This window comes from Rubrivivax sp. JA1055, assembly GCF_020966565.1.
Classification (GTDB): domain Bacteria; phylum Pseudomonadota; class Gammaproteobacteria; order Burkholderiales; family Burkholderiaceae_C; genus Rubrivivax; species Rubrivivax benzoatilyticus.
In genome coordinates this window covers 1-16,998 of record NZ_JAJKFP010000002.1, presented here as the reverse complement: position 1 = coordinate 16,998, position 16,998 = coordinate 1, and the positions used below count along the sequence as shown (strand labels likewise).

General features: G+C 69.5%; 15 protein-coding genes. 2 read left to right on the top strand and 13 right to left on the bottom strand.

The genetic code is table 11. The features are described from left to right. Window positions 1-51 precede the first annotated feature (51 nt). The 13 genes from asd to scpA form a co-directional block, all read right to left on the bottom strand. Window positions 52-1,182, bottom strand: a complete 1,131-nt coding sequence (gene asd / locus LOC65_RS03080; protein ID WP_009855916.1) for an aspartate-semialdehyde dehydrogenase — start codon at window positions 1,180-1,182, stop codon at window positions 52-54. A gap of 94 nt (window positions 1,183-1,276) precedes the next feature. Further along, window positions 1,277-2,368 (bottom strand): 3-isopropylmalate dehydrogenase, encoded by a 1,092-nt coding sequence (gene leuB, locus LOC65_RS03075; RefSeq protein ID WP_230246603.1) that lies wholly within the window; start codon window positions 2,366-2,368, stop codon window positions 1,277-1,279. Between the two features lie 26 nt (window positions 2,369-2,394). Next, entirely contained in the window at window positions 2,395-3,045 is a 651-nt protein-coding gene (gene leuD, locus LOC65_RS03070) for a 3-isopropylmalate dehydratase small subunit (RefSeq protein ID WP_164962877.1), read from the bottom strand. 5 nt (window positions 3,046-3,050) lie between these two features. Then, window positions 3,051-3,182: an entericidin A/B family lipoprotein gene (locus tag LOC65_RS03065; protein WP_009855913.1), complete on the bottom strand. Its 132-nt coding sequence runs from the start codon at window positions 3,180-3,182 to the stop codon at window positions 3,051-3,053. 19 nt (window positions 3,183-3,201) lie between these two features. Next, window positions 3,202-4,626 (bottom strand): 3-isopropylmalate dehydratase large subunit, encoded by a 1,425-nt coding sequence (gene leuC / locus LOC65_RS03060; protein WP_009855912.1) that lies wholly within the window; start codon window positions 4,624-4,626, stop codon window positions 3,202-3,204. Window positions 4,627-4,639: 13 nt separating this feature from the next. Next, entirely contained in the window at window positions 4,640-5,530 is an 891-nt protein-coding gene (locus LOC65_RS03055; RefSeq protein WP_009855911.1) for a LysR family transcriptional regulator, read from the bottom strand. A 114-nt stretch (window positions 5,531-5,644) separates the two neighbouring features. Continuing rightward, window positions 5,645-6,475 carry a YdiY family protein gene (locus LOC65_RS03050; RefSeq protein ID WP_138938772.1) on the bottom strand — a complete coding sequence of 277 codons (831 nt, stop codon included), beginning with the start codon at window positions 6,473-6,475 and terminating at the stop codon, window positions 5,645-5,647. Between the two features lie 79 nt (window positions 6,476-6,554). Then, entirely contained in the window at window positions 6,555-7,016 is a 462-nt protein-coding gene (locus LOC65_RS03045; RefSeq protein WP_009855909.1) for a VOC family protein, read from the bottom strand. After that, the gene (bioB, locus tag LOC65_RS03040; RefSeq protein ID WP_230246602.1) at window positions 7,013-7,996 is read right to left on the bottom strand and encodes a biotin synthase BioB; all 984 of its coding nucleotides are present in this window, start codon (window positions 7,994-7,996) and stop codon (window positions 7,013-7,015) included. The genes LOC65_RS03045 and bioB overlap by 4 nt, the downstream gene beginning before the upstream one ends. 4 nt (window positions 7,997-8,000) lie before the next feature. Continuing rightward, window positions 8,001-10,031, bottom strand: a complete 2,031-nt coding sequence (gene accC, locus LOC65_RS03035; protein ID WP_230246601.1) for an acetyl-CoA carboxylase biotin carboxylase subunit — start codon at window positions 10,029-10,031, stop codon at window positions 8,001-8,003. Window positions 10,032-10,158: 127 nt separating this feature from the next. Next, complete coding sequence (locus tag LOC65_RS03030; protein WP_009857185.1) at window positions 10,159-11,691, bottom strand: acyl-CoA carboxylase subunit beta; 1,533 nt, start codon at window positions 11,689-11,691, stop codon at window positions 10,159-10,161. Window positions 11,692-11,708: 17 nt separating this feature from the next. After that, entirely contained in the window at window positions 11,709-12,689 is a 981-nt protein-coding gene (meaB, locus tag LOC65_RS03025) for a methylmalonyl Co-A mutase-associated GTPase MeaB (RefSeq protein WP_230246600.1), read from the bottom strand. Between the two features lie 27 nt (window positions 12,690-12,716). Next, window positions 12,717-14,888: a methylmalonyl-CoA mutase gene (gene scpA / locus LOC65_RS03020; RefSeq protein ID WP_230246599.1), complete on the bottom strand. Its 2,172-nt coding sequence runs from the start codon at window positions 14,886-14,888 to the stop codon at window positions 12,717-12,719. 392 nt (window positions 14,889-15,280) lie between these two features. On the opposite strand from scpA, the gene LOC65_RS03015 reads away from it, so the two are divergent. Then, complete coding sequence (locus LOC65_RS03015) at window positions 15,281-15,937, top strand: GntR family transcriptional regulator (RefSeq protein ID WP_230246598.1); 657 nt, start codon at window positions 15,281-15,283, stop codon at window positions 15,935-15,937. A gap of 67 nt (window positions 15,938-16,004) precedes the next feature. Continuing rightward, on the top strand, window positions 16,005-16,998 hold a 994-nt coding region (sucC, locus tag LOC65_RS03010), incomplete at its 3' end, for an ADP-forming succinate--CoA ligase subunit beta (protein WP_230246597.1).

Here is a 16,998-nt window from a genome sequence, read left to right as displayed (position 1 = left end):
CGCCGGGCGCGTCTTGTTGCCGGCCGGCAACGAGCCAGCCGGCGGCACCGATCACTGTTCGAGCAGGATGCGCAGCATGCGGCGCAGCGGCTCGGCAGCGCCCCAAAGCAGCTGGTCGCCGATCGTGAAGGCGCCGATGTACTCCGGGCCCATCGCCAGGCGGCGGATGCGGCCGACGGGGATCGACATCGTGCCGGTGACGGCCACCGGCGTCAGGTCGCGCAGCGTCGCTTCGCGGGTGTTGGGCACGACCTTCACCCACTCGTTGTCGGCAGCGATCATCGCCTCGATGTCGGCCACCGGCACTTCGCGCTTCAGCTTGAAGGTCAGCGCCTGCGAGTGGCAGCGCATCGCGCCGACACGCACGCAGAAGCCGTCGACCGGCACCGCCGGCGAACCGAAGCCTTCGCCCTGGCCGAGGATCTTGTTCGTCTCGGCCATGCCCTTCCACTCTTCCTTGGACTGGCCGTTGCCGAGATCCTTGTCGATCCACGGGATCAGAGAGCCGCCCAGCGGCACGCCGAAGTTGGCCGTTTCCTCGGGCGTCAGCGCGCGCTGCTTGGCGATGACCTTGCGGTCGATCTCCAGGATCGCGCTCTTCGGGTCGTCGAGCAGGCTGCGGACCTCGGCGTTGAGCGTGCCGTACTGCGTCAGCAGCTCGCGCATGTGCTGCGCGCCACCGCCCGAGGCCGCCTGGTAGGTCTGGGTGCTCATCCACTCGACGAGCCCGGCCTTGTACAGCGCGCCGACGCCCATCAGCATGCAGCTGACGGTGCAGTTGCCGCCGATCCAGTTGCGCCCGCCGTTGGCCAGCGCGTCGCGGATCACCGGCATGTTGACCGGGTCGAGCACGATGACGGCGTCGGGGTTCATGCGCAGCGTCGACGCCGCGTCGATCCAGTGGCCGTTCCAGCCCGCTGCGCGCAGCTTCGGGAAGACCTCGGTCGTGTAGTCGCCGCCCTGGCAGGTCAGCACGATGTCGCAGCGCTTGAGCGCGTCGATGTCGTACGCGTTCTGCAGCCGCGTCTCGTTCTTCACGAGCTCGGCCGGGGCGTTGCCGCCGGCATTGCTGGTGCTGAAGAACAGCGGTTCGATGAGCGCGAAGTCACCTTCGGCGCGCATGCGATCCATCAGCACGGAACCGACCATCCCGCGCCAGCCGACCAATCCTACGAGTGCCATGTATCCACCTTTTCGACGTGTCCCGGACCCCTTCTGCCCTGCCCCGGCTCGCTTCGCCGGGGTCCTGGAGTGGGGGCGAGACGATCCGAGAGCTTCAGCTCTTGGTAATCGTTTTGCCGGTGATCGCCGCGACGACGGCGTCGCCCATCTGGGCGGTGCCGACGCGCTGCGTGCCTTCGGACCAGATGTCGGCCGTGCGCAGACCGGCGGCCAGCACGGCGCGCACGGCCGACTCGATGCGGTCGGCGGCTTCGGGCTGGGCGAGGGTGTAGCGGAGCATCATGGCGGCCGACAGGATTGTAGCCAGCGGGTTGGCGATGCCCTGCCCCGCGATGTCCGGCGCGCTGCCGTGGCTGGGCTCGTACAGGCCCTTGTTGTTCTGGTCGAGCGAGGCGCTGGGCAGCATGCCGATCGAGCCGGTGAGCATCGCCGCCTCGTCGGACAGGATGTCGCCGAACATGTTGCCGGTGAAGACGACGTCGAACTTCTTCGGCGCCTTGACCAGCTGCATCGCGGCGTTGTCGACGTACATGTGCTCGAGCTCGACGTCCGGGTACTGGGCGTGGACCTCGGTGACGACGTCCTTCCAGAACTGGAAGGTCTCGAGCACGTTGGCCTTGTCGACGCTGGTGACCTTGCCGCGACGCTTGCGCGCCGCCTGGAACGCGACGTGGGCGATGCGCTCGATCTCCGGCCGGCTGTAGCGCATCGTGTCGAAGGCTTCTTCCGCACCCGGGAAGTGGCCGTCGACGGCGATGCGGCGGCCGCGCGGCTGGCCGAAATAGATGTCGCCGGTCAGCTCGCGGATGATCAGGATGTCCAGGCCCGCCACCAGCTCGGGCTTCAGGCTCGAGGCATGCGTCAGCTGCTCGTAGCACAGCGCCGGGCGCAGGTTGGCGAACAGGCCGAGGTGCTTGCGCAGGCCGAGGATCGCCTGCTCGGGGCGCAGCGAACGCTCCAGCGTGTCGTACTTCCAGTCGCCGACGGCGCCGAACAGCACCGCGTCGGCGGCCTTGGCCAGCGCCAGCGTCGATTCCGGCAGCGGATGGCCGTGCGCGGCGTAGGCGGCGCCGCCGACGAGCGCGGTCTCGGTCTCGAACGGCAGCTCCAGCACGTTCAGCACCTTGACGGCTTCGGCGACGATCTCGGTGCCGATGCCGTCACCCGGGAGGATGGCGATCTTCATGGTTGTCCTTGGGTGTTGGCGGCTTGTCAGCCGACGAGGCGCTGGTCGAGCCAGGGCATCCTGGCCAGGCGCTCGGCCTCGTAGGCGCGGATCTTGTCGGCGTGGCGCAGCGTCAGGCCGATGTCGTCGAAGCCGTTGACGAGGCAGTACTTGCGGAAGGGCTGCACCTCGAAGGGCAGTTCGCTGCCGTCGGGCTTGACGATCACCTGACGCGGCAGGTCCACCGTCAGCGTGTAGCCCGGGAAGGCCGCGACCTCGTCGAACAGGCGCGCGACCTGCGACTCCGGCAGCACGATCGGCAGCAGGCCGTTCTTGAAGCAGTTGTTGAAGAAGATGTCGGCGAAGCTCGGCGCGAGGATGGCGCGAAAGCCGTACTGCTGCAGCGCCCAGGGCGCGTGCTCGCGGCTGGAGCCGCAGCCGAAGTTCTCGCGCGCCAGCAGCACGGAGGCGCCGGCGTAGCGCGGCTGGTTGAGCACGAAGTCCGGGTTCGGCTTGCGGGCGGCCGGGTCCTGGCCGGGCTCGCCGCGGTCCAGGTAGCGCCATTCGTCGAACAGGTTGGGGCCGAAGCCGGTGCGCGCGATCGACTTCAGGAACTGCTTCGGGATGATCGCGTCGGTGTCGACGTTGGCGCGGTCCATCGGGGCCACGAGCCCCTGGTGCACGGTGAAGGCTTGCATGGCGGTCACTTCTTGGCTGCGCCTTCGATGGCCTGGCCGGCTTTTTGAATGTCCTGGCCGACGCCCTTGACGGTGTTGCAGCCGGCCAGCGCGACGACGGCGAGGCAGGCCAGCAGTGCGGCGAACGAACGCTTCATGACGTTTCTCCTCGGGAGATCAGGCGACGCGGCGCACGTCGACGAAATGGCCCGCCAGCGCGGCCGCGGCGGCCATTGCCGGGCTCACGAGGTGGGTGCGGCCGCCGGCGCCCTGGCGGCCTTCGAAGTTGCGGTTGCTGGTCGAGGCACAGCGCTCGCCCGGCTCGATGCGGTCGGCGTTCATCGCCAGGCACATGCTGCAGCCCGGCTCGCGCCACTCGAAACCGGCGCCGCGGAAGACCTCGTGCAGGCCTTCGGCCTCGGCCTGGGCCTTGACGCGGCCCGAGCCCGGCACGACCAGCGCCTGCTTGACGTTGGCCGCGACGCGCCCGCCGACGCGGCGCACGACCTCGGCGGCGGCGCGCAGGTCCTCGATGCGGCTGTTGGTGCACGAGCCGATGAACACGCGGTCGACCGCGATGTCGGTCAGCGCCTTGTTCGGCTCCAGGCCCATGTAGACCAGCGCGCGCTCGATCGCGGCGCGCTTGACGGCGTCCTTCTCCTTGTCCGGGTCGGGCACGCGGCCGTCCACCGGCAGCACCATCTCCGGGCTGGTGCCCCAGGTGACCTGCGGCAGGATCTGCGCCGCGTCGAGCTCGACGACGGCGTCGAAGTGCGCACCCGGGTCGCTGTGCAGCGTGCGCCAGTGGGCGACGGCGTGGTCCCAGGCGACCCCGCTCGGTGCGAACGGCCGGCCCTTCACGTACTCGATCGTCGTGTCGTCGACGGCCACCAGCCCGGCGCGCGCGCCGGCCTCGATCGCCATGTTGCAGACCGTCATCCGGCCTTCCATGCTCAGCGAACGGATCGCCGAGCCGCCGAACTCGATCGTGTAGCCGGTGCCGCCGGCGGTGCCGATGCGGCCGATGATCGCCAGCACGACGTCCTTGGCGGTGACGCCGCGGCCCAGACGGCCTTCGACCTTCACCAGCATGTTCTTGGCCTTCTTGGCCAGCAGCGTCTGCGTCGCCAGCACGTGCTCGACCTCGCTGGTGCCGATGCCGTGCGCCAGCGCGCCGAAGGCGCCGTGGGTGCTGGTGTGGCTGTCGCCGCAGACCACCGTCATGCCCGGCAGCGTGGCGCCGTTCTCCGGGCCGATGACGTGCACGATGCCCTGGCGCTGGTCCAGGAACGGGAAGTAGGCGGCGGCGCCGAAGGCGCGGATGTTGGCGTCCAGCGTCGTGATCTGCTGCTTGGAGATCGGGTCGCGGATGCCGTCGTAGCCCTCGGCCCAGCCGGTGGTCGGCGTGTTGTGGTCGGCGGTGGCGACGATGGAGCTGACGCGCCAGACCTTGCGGCCGGCCAGCCGCAGCCCTTCGAAGGCCTGCGGGCTCGTCACCTCGTGCACGAGGTGGCGGTCGATGTAGAGCACGGCAGTGCCGTCTTCCTCGGTGTGCACGACGTGCTCGTCCCAGAGCTTGTCGTAGAGCGTGCGAGCGGTCATCGGAGTTCCTCGGTCAGGATTCTGAAGTGCGCAGCGTCTGGACGAAACGCTGCACGACGGCGGGCAGGACGTCCTGCGTGCGCACCGCCAGACGGTATTCGCGTGCGGCCCAGGGCTCGTCAAGCGCGAGCACGTGCACCGCGAACACCTGCGCCAGGCGCTCGGCCACGGCCGCCGGCAGCACGGCGACGCCGAGCCCGGCTTCGACGAGCTGGGCGATGGCGTCGAAGCCGCGCACCTGCAGCCGCGCCTTCAGCGTGCGGCCGCGCGCCTCGGCCTCGGCGCGCATCGTCTCCTGCGCTGCGGCACCGGCGTGCAGGCCGACGATGTCGTGATCCAGCAGGGCCTCGAAACGCACGCGCGTGCCGGCGGCCAGCACGTGGCCGCGCGGCACCATCGCGGCCAGCGAGCCGCCGCGATAGCGCCAGGTGGTGAGGCGGTTGTCCAGTTGCGGCGGCACGAAGATGCCGACGTCGGCGCGGCCTTCGGCCACCGAGGCCTGGACCTCGGAGCTGGTCTGGTCCTCGAGGCTGATGCGGATCTGCGGATGGGCCTGCGAGAACGCCGCCAGGTCCGGCGGCAGGCACTCGGCGATCGCGCCGGCGTTGGCGACGACCAGCAGGTGACCCTTGATGCCGCGGGAGAACTCGGCGACCTCGCTCTCCAGCGCATGCAGCGAGGCATGCAGGCCGCGGATGTGGCGCACCAGCGCACGGCCGGCTTCGGTGGGCTCGACACCGCGCGCCCGGCGCTCGAACAGCGCGACGCCGAAACGTGCCTCCAGGTCCGACAGCCGCCGGCTCGCCGCCGCCAGCGCGAGATGCTCACGCTTGGCGCCGGCGGTGATGCTGCGGGTGTCGGCGATCGCAAGCACGAGGTTGAGGGTGACGAGGTCGAAGCGCATGGGCCGCTGCGCAGTCTATCCCTTCGCAAACCACAAAACCATGCCGATGATACGAAGCAAGCCTTCGCGCCGAGCGAAGCCATCAGGCTGCGATGGCGGCGCCGCGGCCGCCGCTCAGGGAGCCGGCGACGGGCCGAACTTCAGGTTCAGGCCGGTGAACAGCGTCAGGTCGTTGCGGCGCACGCCGTCGGGCGGCTCGCTGTTGAACTGGTCCGACAGCGTGACCGTCAGGCTCAGCGTCGAGTTCAGCGCCACCGCCAGCGTGCCGGAGAAGCGCAGCAGCGTCGTGCGGTCGCCCGAGATCGACGGCGCGACGTCCAGGCGCTGGCGCAGCTCGACGGTCGGCGTCAGGCGGTGGCTGGACTCCTCGCCCAGCGCCAGCGTGGTGCGCGCGAAACGCGAGCCACGGCGGCCGTCGAAGCTCTGCTCTTCGGTGTAGCGGTCGACGACACGGCCGAGGCCGGAGAAGACGCTGAAGCTGGTGTCCTCGTCGTCGACGAGTTTCCAGCCCAGGCCGGCGTCGACGCTGTCGCGGCGGTCGAGCTCGACGACCCGGTCGCTCTCGATCAGCGCCCGGCCGTAGACGAAGGCATGGGGGCCGAGGTTGTAGTCGTAGCGGCCGCTGGCGCTCCAGCGGTCGGCGGTGGTCTCGCGCTCGCCGTCGACCTCGCTGCGGCCGTAGTTCAGCGTGCCGCCGAGCGTGACGCGGTCGCGCCGTGTCGCGCGCACCGCGTCGATGTTCAGCGAGACGGCGGCGCCGTCGGTGTTGCCCGAGCTCAGCGTCGCCGCGGCACCGCCCGAGCCGCGCCAGCGGCCGTCGGCCGGCGAAGCCCCGTGCTCGGGCGCGACGACGATCGGCACCGCGAGCTGGGCCTGGGCGCCGGTGCCGGCGGCCAATGCCAGCGCGGCGGCCAGCAAGGAGAACATCGGGCGCAAGGCAGGCATCGTCACGTCGTCGTCCAGGAGTGGGGGCGGGGCGCTCGCCCGGCGGGCAGCCCCTGTGACCCCGATGGCGGCGCCGGGTTCAGGACAGCGCCGAGATCACCTCGGGCGGCGCCTGCACCAGCTCGATCAGCACACCCTCGCCCGAGAACGGGAACTCGTCGTTGGACTTCGGGTGCACGAAGCAGATGTCGTGGCCGGCCGCGCCCTTGCGGATGCCGCCGGGCGCGAAACGCACGCCCTGCGCCGTCAGCCACTGCACGGCTGTCGGCAGGTCGTCGATCCACAGGCCGACGTGGTTCAGCGGCGTGGCGTGCACGGCCGGCTTCTTCTCCGGGTCGACCGGCTGCATCAGGTCGACCTCGACGGCGTGCGGGCCGCTGCCCAGCGCGCAGATGTCCTCGTCGACGTTCTCGCGTTCGCTGACGAACGTGCTCTTCACGGTCAGGCCGAACATGTCGACCCACAGCGACTTCAGCCGCTGCTTGTCGGGGCCGCCGATGGCGATCTGCTGGATGCCCAGCACACGGAACGGACGGGTCATGCGGACACCTCCTTCTTCGTCGGGGACAGGTTCAGGCGCGACAGCAGCCGGCGGTCGTCCTCGGCGTCGGCGTTGCCGGTGACGAGCAGCTGGTCGCAATAGAAGATCGAGTTGGCGCCGGCCAGGAAACACAGCGCCTGGATGCCGTCGCCGAGCTCGCGCCTCCCGGCCGACAGCCGCACGCGCGAGTGCGGCATGACGATGCGCGCCGCGGCGACGACACGCACCAGCTCGAACGGGTCGACCGGCGGCGCGTCGGCCAGCGGCGTGCCGGGCACCCGCACCAGGCTGTTGATCGGCACCGAGTCGGGCGCCGGGTCCAGCGCCGCGAGTTCGGCGATCAGCCCGGCACGGTGGGCGCGCGTCTCGCCCATGCCGACGATGCCGCCGCAGCAGACCTTGAGCCCGGCCTCGCGCACGTGGCGCAGCGTCTGCAGCCGGTCCTCGTAGACGCGCGTGCCGATGACCTCGCCGTAGAACTCGGGCGCGGTGTCGAGGTTGTGGTTGTAGTAGTCGAGACCGGCCTCGCGCAGCGTGCGCGCCTGCTCGGGCTCGAGCATGCCCAGCGTCGCGCAGGTCTCCAGCCCGAGCGCGTGCACCTCGCGCACCAGCGCCGCGACCTTCTCGACGTCGCGGTCCTTGGGCGAGCGCCAGGCGGCGCCCATGCAGAAACGCGTCGCGCCGGCGGCCTTGGCGGCACGCGCCTTGGCCAGCACCTCGTCGACGTCGAGCATCTTCGCCGCGCCGACGCCGGTGTCGTGGCGCGAGGACTGCGGGCAGTAGCCGCAGTCCTCGGGGCAGCCGCCGGTCTTGATCGACAGCAGCGAGGCCAGCTCGATGTCGCCCTGGGGCCAGTGCCGTGCGTGGACCTCGGCGGCGCGCCGCACGAGGTCCATGAACGGCAGCTCCAGCAGCGCGAGCACCCGCTCGCGCGTCCAGGGGGCAAGGGTCTTCGGGAGGGTCTCGTCGATCAGGGTCATGAACTCAGGCGAAGCGGATGATGGGCTGGTCGACCGCCAGGCTCTCGCCCTGCTCGGCCAGCACCTCGGCGACGGTCCCGTCCTGGGACGCCGTGAGGATGTTCTCCATTTTCATCGCTTCGATGACCGCCAGACGTTCGCCGGCCACGACCGTCTGCCCCGGCTTCACCGCGACCTGCACCAGCAGGCCCGGCATCGGCGACAGCAGGAACTTGCTCATGTCCGCCGGCGGCTTGAACGGCATCACGCGCAGCAGCTCGGCGGCGCGGGCGCGCATCACCATCGCGTCGATGCGGCGGCCGTTGTGCGCCACGCTGTACCAGACGCCGTGGCGCTCGGCCTGGGCGGTGAACGGGCGGCCGTTGCAGGTGCCGGTGGCGCGGATCGAGCCGAAGCGCCATTCCTTGACGATGCCGTAGCTGCGGCCGTTGACGCTGACCGTCGTCGTGTTGCCCGCGACCTCGATCTTCACCGGCACGTGGGTGTGCTCGCCGGCCTCGCCGCGCACGACGACGACGAAGTCGGTGCCGATGCGCAGGTTGTGGCCCGCGAGCTGGCCGCTGATGCCGGCGGCGCGGCCGAGGTAGCGGCGGTAGACGGTGGCCACCAGCGCGACGAGGAAGTCGGGGTCGTCGTGCGGCACGTCCTCGGCGCGGAAGCCGCGGCCGTAGTGCTCGGCGATGAAGCCGGTGTTGAACTGGCCGGCGACGAACTTCGGGTGCGCCAGCAGCGCCGACTGGAACGGGATGTTGCTCGACACGCCGCGGATGACGAAGCCGTTGAGCGCCTCGCGCATGCGGGCGATGGCGTCGTCGCGGTCCAGCCCGTGCACGATGAGCTTGGCGATCATCGAGTCGTACTGCATCGGGATCTCGCCGCCTTCGTAGACGCCGGTGTCCACGCGCACGCCGCCGCCGGCGGGCACCGGCATCGCCGCTTCCATCGTCTGCGCCGGCGGCATGTAGCGCACCAGGCGGCCGGTGGACGGCAGGAAGTTGCGGAACGGGTCCTCGGCGTTGATGCGGCACTCGATGGCCCAGCCGCGGCGCGGGATGTCGGCCTGCTTGAACGGCAGCGGCTCGCCGGCGGCCACACGCAGCATCTGCTCGACGAGGTCGATGCCGGTGATGCACTCGGTGACCGGGTGCTCCACCTGCAGCCGCGTGTTCATCTCCAGGAAATAGAAGCTCTGGTCCTTGCCGACGACGAACTCGACGGTGCCGGCCGACTGGTACTTCACCGCCTTGGCCAACGCGACGGCCTGCTCGCCCATGGCCTTGCGCGTGGCGTCGCTGATGAACGGCGACGGCGCCTCCTCGATGACCTTCTGGTGGCGGCGCTGGATCGAGCACTCGCGCTCGTGCAGGTAGACGACGTTGCCGTGGGCGTCGCCGAGCACCTGGATCTCGATGTGGCGCGGCTCCTCGACGAACTTCTCGATGAAGACGCGGTCGTCGCCGAAGCTGTTCTTGGCCTCGTTGCGGCACGAGGCGAAGCCCTCGTGCGCCTCCTTGTCGTTGAAGGCCACGCGCAGGCCCTTGCCGCCGCCGCCGGCGCTGGCCTTGATCATCACCGGGTAGCCGATGCCGCGCGCGATCTCGACGGCCTGCTCGGGCGACTCGATGGCCTCGTTCCAGCCCGGGATGGTGCTGACGCCGGCCTCGTTGGCCAGCTTCTTGGAGGCGATCTTGTCGCCCATCGCCGCGATGCTGTAATGCTTCGGGCCGATGAAGACGATGCCTTCCTCCTCGATACGGCGGGCGAAGTCCTCGTTCTCGGACAGGAAGCCGTAACCGGGGTGGATGGCCTCGGCGCCGGTCTGCTTGGCGGCGGCGATGATCTTGTCGGCGACCAGGTAGCTCTCGCGGCTGGGCGCCGGGCCGATGTGCACGGCCTCGTCGGCCAGCTCGACGTGACGCGCGTCGCGGTCGGCGTCGGAATAGACGGCCACCGTCGCGATGCCCAGCTTCTTCGCCGTCTTGATGACGCGGCAGGCAATCTCGCCGCGGTTGGCGATCAGGATCTTCTTGAACATGAAGTTCTCTCCGGAATTCGGTTCGGCTCCCTCTCCCGTTCGCGGGAGAGGGTTGGGGTGAGGGACGTGGTACGCGGTCACCCTCACCCCTGCCCTCTCCCGCAGCCGCGGGAGAGGGAGGAATGCATCAAAGAGGGATGTTCCCGTGCTTGCGCCACGGGTTTTCCAGCTTCTTGTCCTTGAGCATCGCCAGCGAGCGGCAGATGCGCTTGCGCGTCTCGTGCGGCTGGATGACGTCGTCGATGTAGCCGCGGGCGCCGGCCACGAAGGGGTTGGCGAAGCGCGCCTTGTATTCGGCTTCGCGCGCGGCGAGCTTGGCCGGGTCGGCCTTGTCCTCGCGGAAGATGATCTCGACCGCGCCCTTGGCGCCCATCACCGCGATCTCGGCGTTGGGCCAGGCGAAGTTGACGTCGCCGCGCAGGTGCTTGGAGCTCATCACGTCGTAGGCGCCGCCGTAGGCCTTGCGCGTGATGACGGTGATTTTGGGCACCGTGCACTCGGCATACGCGTAGAGCAGCTTGGCGCCGTGCTTGATGATGCCGCCGTACTCCTGCGAGGTGCCGGGCATGAAGCCGGGCACGTCGACGAAGGTCACGACCGGGATGTTGAAGGCGTCGCAGAAGCGCACGAAGCGCGCCGCCTTGATGCTGCTCTTGATGTCCAGGCAGCCGGCCAGGACCATCGGGTTGTTGGCGACGATGCCGACGGCCTCGCCGTTCATGCGGCCGAAGCCGACGACGATGTTCTTGGCGTTGTCGGGCTGGATCTCGAAGAACTCGCGGTCGTCGACCACCTTCGTGATCAGCTCCTTCATGTCGTAGGGCTTGTTCGGGTTGTCCGGAACCAGCGTGTCCAGCGACTCGTCGATGCGCTCCGCCGGGTCGCCGCTGGGGCGCACCGGGGCGCGCTCGCGGTTGTTCAGCGGGATGTAGTTGAAGAAGCGGCGCAGCATCAGGATCGCCTCGACGTCGTTGTCGAAGGCGAGGTCGGCGACGCCGCTCTTGGTCGTGTGGGTGATCGCGCCGCCCAGCTCCTCGGCGGTGACTTCCTCGTGCGTCACGGTCTTCACGACGTCCGGGCCGGTGACGAACATGTACGAGCTGTCCTTCACCATGAAGATGAAGTCGGTCATCGCCGGCGAGTACACGGCGCCGCCGGCGCAGGGGCCCATGATCAGGCTGATCTGCGGCACGACGCCGGAGGCCATCACGTTGCGCTGGAAGACCTCGGCATAACCGCCCAGCGAGGCCACGCCTTCCTGGATGCGTGCGCCGCCCGAGTCGTTCAGGCCGATGACCGGGGCACCGACCTTCATCGCCTGGTCCATGATCTTGCAGATCTTCTCGGCGTGCGCTTCCGACAGCGCGCCGCCGAAGACGGTGAAGTCCTGGCTGAAGACGAACACCAGGCGGCCGTTGATCATGCCGTAGCCGGTGACGACGCCATCGCCCGGGATCGTCTTGCCGGCCATGCCGAACTCCGTGCAGCGGTGTTCGACGAACATGTCCCATTCCTCGAACGTGCCTTCGTCGAGCAGCAGCTCGATGCGCTCGCGTGCCGTCAGCTTGCCCTTGGCATGCTGCGAGTCGATGCGCTTCTGGCCCCCGCCCAGGCGGGCGGCGGCGCGCTTCTTCTCGAGTTGTTCGATGATGTCGTGCATGAAGTCTGTCTCCTCGTTCAGTCCATCAGGTCGAGCAGACGGCGCGCCGCCACCGAGGCGGCCAGCCGCCCGGAGAGCACGTCGTCGGTGATCGTCGGCAGCGCGTCGCGCACCGCCGGGTGTTGCTTGAAGCGCTGGCGCAGGCCGGCTTCGATGCGGTCCCACATCCAGGCTTCGTCCTGGGCGCGGCGACGTGCGGCGAGCCGGCCGCTGTCGAGCTGGCGCTCGTTGAAGCCCGAGACCGCGGCCCAGAATTCGTCGAGCCCGCTGCCCTTCAGCGCGCTCAGCTGCAGCACCTGCGCCGGGGCGGCGGCGTGCGGCCCCAGGAAACGCAGCGCGCTGGTGATCTGGGCCCGGGCGCGCGTCGCGGCGTCGGGGTCGAGGTCGGCCTTGTTGATGACCACCAGGTCGGCCAGCTCCATCACGCCCTTCTTGATCGCCTGCAGGTCGTCGCCGGCGTTGGGCAGCTGCAGCAGCACGAACATGTCGGTCATGTTGGCGACCGCGGTCTCGCTCTGGCCGACGCCGACGGTCTCGACGATGACGACGTCGTGGCCGGCGGCCTCGCAGACCAGCATCGCCTCGCGCGTCTTCTCGGCCACGCCGCCCAGCGTGCGGCCGGCCGGGCTGGGGCGGATGAAGGCGCGCTCGTCGGAGGACAGCCGCTCCATGCGCGTCTTGTCGCCGAGGATCGAGCCGCCGGAGACGCTGGACGAGGGGTCGACGGCGAGCACCGCGACGCGGTGGCCGCGGCCGATCAGGTGCAGGCCCAGCGCCTCGATGAAGGTGCTCTTGCCCACGCCCGGCACGCCGCTGATGCCCAGGCGCAAGGCGCGCCCGGTGTGCGGCAGCACAGCGTTGAGGAGTTCGTCGGCGCGCAGGCGGTGGTCGGCGCGCGTGGACTCCAGCAGCGTGATGGTCTTGGCCAGCGCGCGCCGCTGCATCGGCCCCGCGGGGCCGAGCAAGGACGCGAGCAGCGCCTGGTCGGGGTCAGGCATGGACTTCTCGAGACGGCGGCGACGGGCTCAGCCCAGCGCCTTCTTGATCTGCTCGAGCACGTCCTTGGCGCTGGCCGGGATCGGCGTGCCGGGGCCGTAGATGCCCTTGACGCCGGCCTCGAAGAGGAAGTCGTAGTCCTGCTGCGGGATCACGCCGCCGGCGAAGACGACGATGTCGTCGCCGCCCTGGGCCTTCAGCGCGTTGATGATCGCCGGCACCAGCGTCTTGTGGCCGGCGGCCAGCGTGCTGACGCCGACCGCGTGCACGTCGTTCTCTATCGCCTGGCGCGCGCATTCCTCGGGCGTCTGGAACAGCGCGCCGATGTCGACGTCGAAGCCCAGGTCGGCGAAGGCCGTGGCCACGACCTTGGCGCCGCGGTCGTGGCCGTCCTGGCCCAGCTTGGCGATCATCACGCGCGGGCGGCGGCCCTGCTGTTCGGCGAACTCGTCGATCTCGGCCTTGAGCTTGTCCCAGCCCTCGGCGCTGTCGTAGGCGGCTGCGTACACCCCGGTCACCTTCTGGATGTCGGCGCGGTGGCGCCCGTAGACCTTCTCCAGCGCGTCGCTGACCTCGCCGACGGTGGCGCGCACGCGCATCGCGTCGATGGCGAGGCCGAGCAGGTTGCCTTCGCCGCTGTGCGCGGCGGCGGTCAGCGCCTCCAGCGCGGCCTGCACCTTGGCGCCGTCGCGCGCGGCGCGCACCTGCGCCAGGCGGGCGATCTGCGCGTCGCGCACCTTGACGTTGTCGACCTCGAGGATCTCGACCTTGTCCTGCTTGGTGTTGCGGTACTTGTTGACGCCGACGATGACGTCCTGGCCGGAGTCGATGCGCGCCTGCTTCTCGGCGGCGCTGGCCTCGATCTTCAGCTTGGCCCAGCCCGAGTCGACGGCGCGGGTCATGCCGCCCATGGCCTCGACTTCCTCGATGATCGCCCAGGCCTTGTCGGCCATGTCCTGGGTCAGCTTCTCCATCAGGTAGCTGCCGGCCCACGGGTCGACGACCTTCGTGATCTGGGTCTCTTCCTGGATGATCAGCTGGGTGTTGCGGGCGATGCGCGAGCTGAACTCGGTGGGCAGCGCGATCGCCTCGTCGAAGCTGTTGGTGTGCAGGCTCTGCGTGCCGCCGAAGACCGCGGCCATCGCCTCGACCGTCGTGCGCACGATGTTGTTGTACGGGTCCTGCTCGGTGAGGCTCCAGCCCGAGGTCTGGCAGTGCGTGCGCAGCATCAGGCTCTTGGGCTTCTTCGCGTTGAAGCCCTTCATGATCCGGCACCACAGCAGGCGCGCGGCGCGCATCTTGGCGATCTCGAGATAGAAGTTCATCCCGATCGCCCAGAAGAAGCTCAGGCGGCCGGCGAACTCGTCGACGTCCAGGCCACGCGCGATGGCGGTCTTCACGTACTCCTTGCCGTCGGCCAGCGTGAAGGCGAGCTCCAGCGCCTGGTTCGCACCCGCCTCCTGCATGTGGTAGCCGGAGATCGAGATCGAGTTGAACTTCGGCATCTGGCGTGCCGTGTACTCGATGATGTCCGCGACGATCCGCATCGAAGGCTCGGGCGGATAGATGTACGTGTTGCGGACCATGAACTCCTTGAGGATGTCGTTCTGGATGGTCCCCGACAGCTGGTCCTGGGCGACGCCCTGCTCCTCGGCGGCGACGACGTAACCGGCCAGCACCGGCAGCACCGCGCCGTTCATCGTCATCGAGACGCTGACCTTGTCCAGCGGGATGCCGTCGAACAGGATCTTCATGTCCTCGACCGAGTCGATCGCCACGCCGGCCTTGCCGACGTCGCCGGTGACGCGCGGATGGTCGCTGTCGTAACCGCGGTGCGTGGCCAGGTCGAAGGCCACCGACACGCCCTGGCCGCCGGCGGCCAGCGCCTTGCGGTAGAAGGCGTTCGACTCCTCGGCGGTGGAGAAGCCGGCGTACTGGCGGATGGTCCACGGGCGCACCGCGTACATCGTTGCCTGCGGGCCGCGGATGAAGGGCTCGAAGCCCGGCAGCGTGTCGGCGTAGGGCAGGTCGGCGGTGTCGGCCGCGGTGTACAGCGGCTTGACGGTCAGGCCCTCGGGCGTCTGCCAGTTCAGCGCCTCGACGTCACCACCCGGCGCGGACTTGGCGGCAGCCTTGTGCCATTGTTCGAGGGACGACGGGGCGAACTCGCCGCTCTCGCGCGGGTCGGGGCTGTTGCTCATCGAGATGTCTCCTGCTGTGCAAGCCGCCGGGCCCGCTGTCATGAATAATTATAAATTCCTGCGTCCGACACGATCCTGACACGTCGGTTAACGGCGCCCCCCCCGAGACCGGGTTCGGCGCCCACCCGGGCCTTCGCAGGCTTCGTGAGCACCCGCGCTCGCCCGCTGCAGGCGGGACACCCAGGCGATCGCCGCTCGCGTCGCCGACGCCAACCGAACGGAGCCGGCTCGCGGCCCGGCACCCGAAGGCGAGGCGACGACTTGCACCACGCCGGAGCTGCGATTTTGGGGTTTTCCCTAGAACCAAGGCACCTGGCACATCCGATGCGTGATGCAAAATTATGAATTCAGATCCACCCTCGGCCCCGCCGACCACCCTGCCCCGCTCGCCTGTGGCCGACGTCCCGCACCGCCCCGATGCCCGCCCGCTGTCACCCCGCGCCCTCTACGAGGAAGTCGCGGAACGGCTGCGCCAGCAGATTTTCTCCCGCCGGCTCGAACCCGGCAGCTGGATCGACGAACTGAAGCTGTGCGCCGAGTTCGGCATCAGCCGCACGCCGCTGCGCGAGGCGCTGAAGGTGCTGGCCACCGAAGGCCTGGTGACGATGAAGGTGCGCCGCGGCGCCTACGTCACCGAGATGTCCACCGCCGACGTCGCCCAGGTCTACCACCTGCTCGCGCTGCTGGAGAGCGACGCCGCGGCCACCGTGGCCACCCGCGCCGACGAGGCCCACCGCGAGCGCCTGCGCCGCCTGCATGCGCGGCTGGAGACCGAGACCGGCGATCGCGACGTCTTCTTCGCGACCAACGAGGAGTTCCACATGGCGCTGCTCGACGCGGCCGGAAACCGCTGGGCGACCCAGGTGGTGACCGACCTGCGCAAGGTCATGAAACTCAACCGTCACCACTCGCTGTTCAAGCACGGGCGCATCGAGGAGTCGCTGGCCGAGCACCGTGCGCTGGTCGACGCGATCCTCGCCCGCGACGGCGAGGCGGCGCGACGGCTGATGCACGCGCACTTCGACAACGGGCTCGCGGCCGCGGCTTGACCGCCGTTAGGCTCGGGTCAGACGCGCGGCCCACACTGGCAAGACTTCACGACGAGGACCACCAGGCATGAAGATCCACGAATACCAGGCCAAGGAACTGCTGCGCGCGCACGGGGTGCCGGTGCCGCGGGGTTATGCGGCGTTCACGGCGCAGGAGGCGCTGGAGGCGGCGCAGAAGCTCGGCGGCTCGGTGTGGGTGGTCAAGGCCCAGATCCACGCCGGCGGGCGCGGCAAGGGTGGCGGCGTCAAGCTCGCGCGTTCGCTGGCCGAGGTCGAGACCCTGGCCTCGCAGATCCTGGGCATGCAGCTCGTCACCCACCAGACCGGCCCCGCAGGCCAGAAGGTGCGCCGGCTGCTGGTCGAGGAAGGCGCCGACATCCGGAAGGAGTACTACGTCGCCGCGCTGACCGACCGCGCGACGCAGAAGGTGGCGCTGATGGCGTCCTCCGAAGGCGGCATGGACATCGAGGAAGTGGCGCACGCCACGCCGGAGAAGATCCTCAAGGTCTTCGTCGACCCGCTGGTGGGCCTGACGGAAGCCCAGGCGCGTGAACTGGCGGTGGGCATCGGCGTGCCCGAGGCCAGCCAGGCGCAAGCGGTCGACGTCTTCCAGAAGCTCTACGCCTGCTACATGGCCAGCGACGCCAGCCTCGCCGAGATCAACCCGCTGATCCTCGAAGGCCACGGCGGCATCAAGGCGCTGGACGCCAAGTTCAACTTCGACGCCAACGCGCTATTCCGGCATCCGGAGATCGTCGCCTACCGGGATCTGGACGAAGAGGACCCGGCCGAGGTCGAGGCCAGCAAGTTCGACCTCAGCTACATCAGCCTGGACGGCAACATCGGCTGCCTGGTCAACGGCGCCGGCCTGGCGATGGCGACGATGGACACCATCAAGCTCTTCGGCGGCGAGCCGGCGAACTTCCTGGACGTCGGCGGCGGCGCGAGCGCCGAGAAGGTCACCGAGGCCTTCAAGATCATGCTGAAGAACCCCGAGGTGAAAGGCATCCTCGTCAACATCTTCGGCGGCATCATGAAGTGCGACACCATCGCCGAAGGCG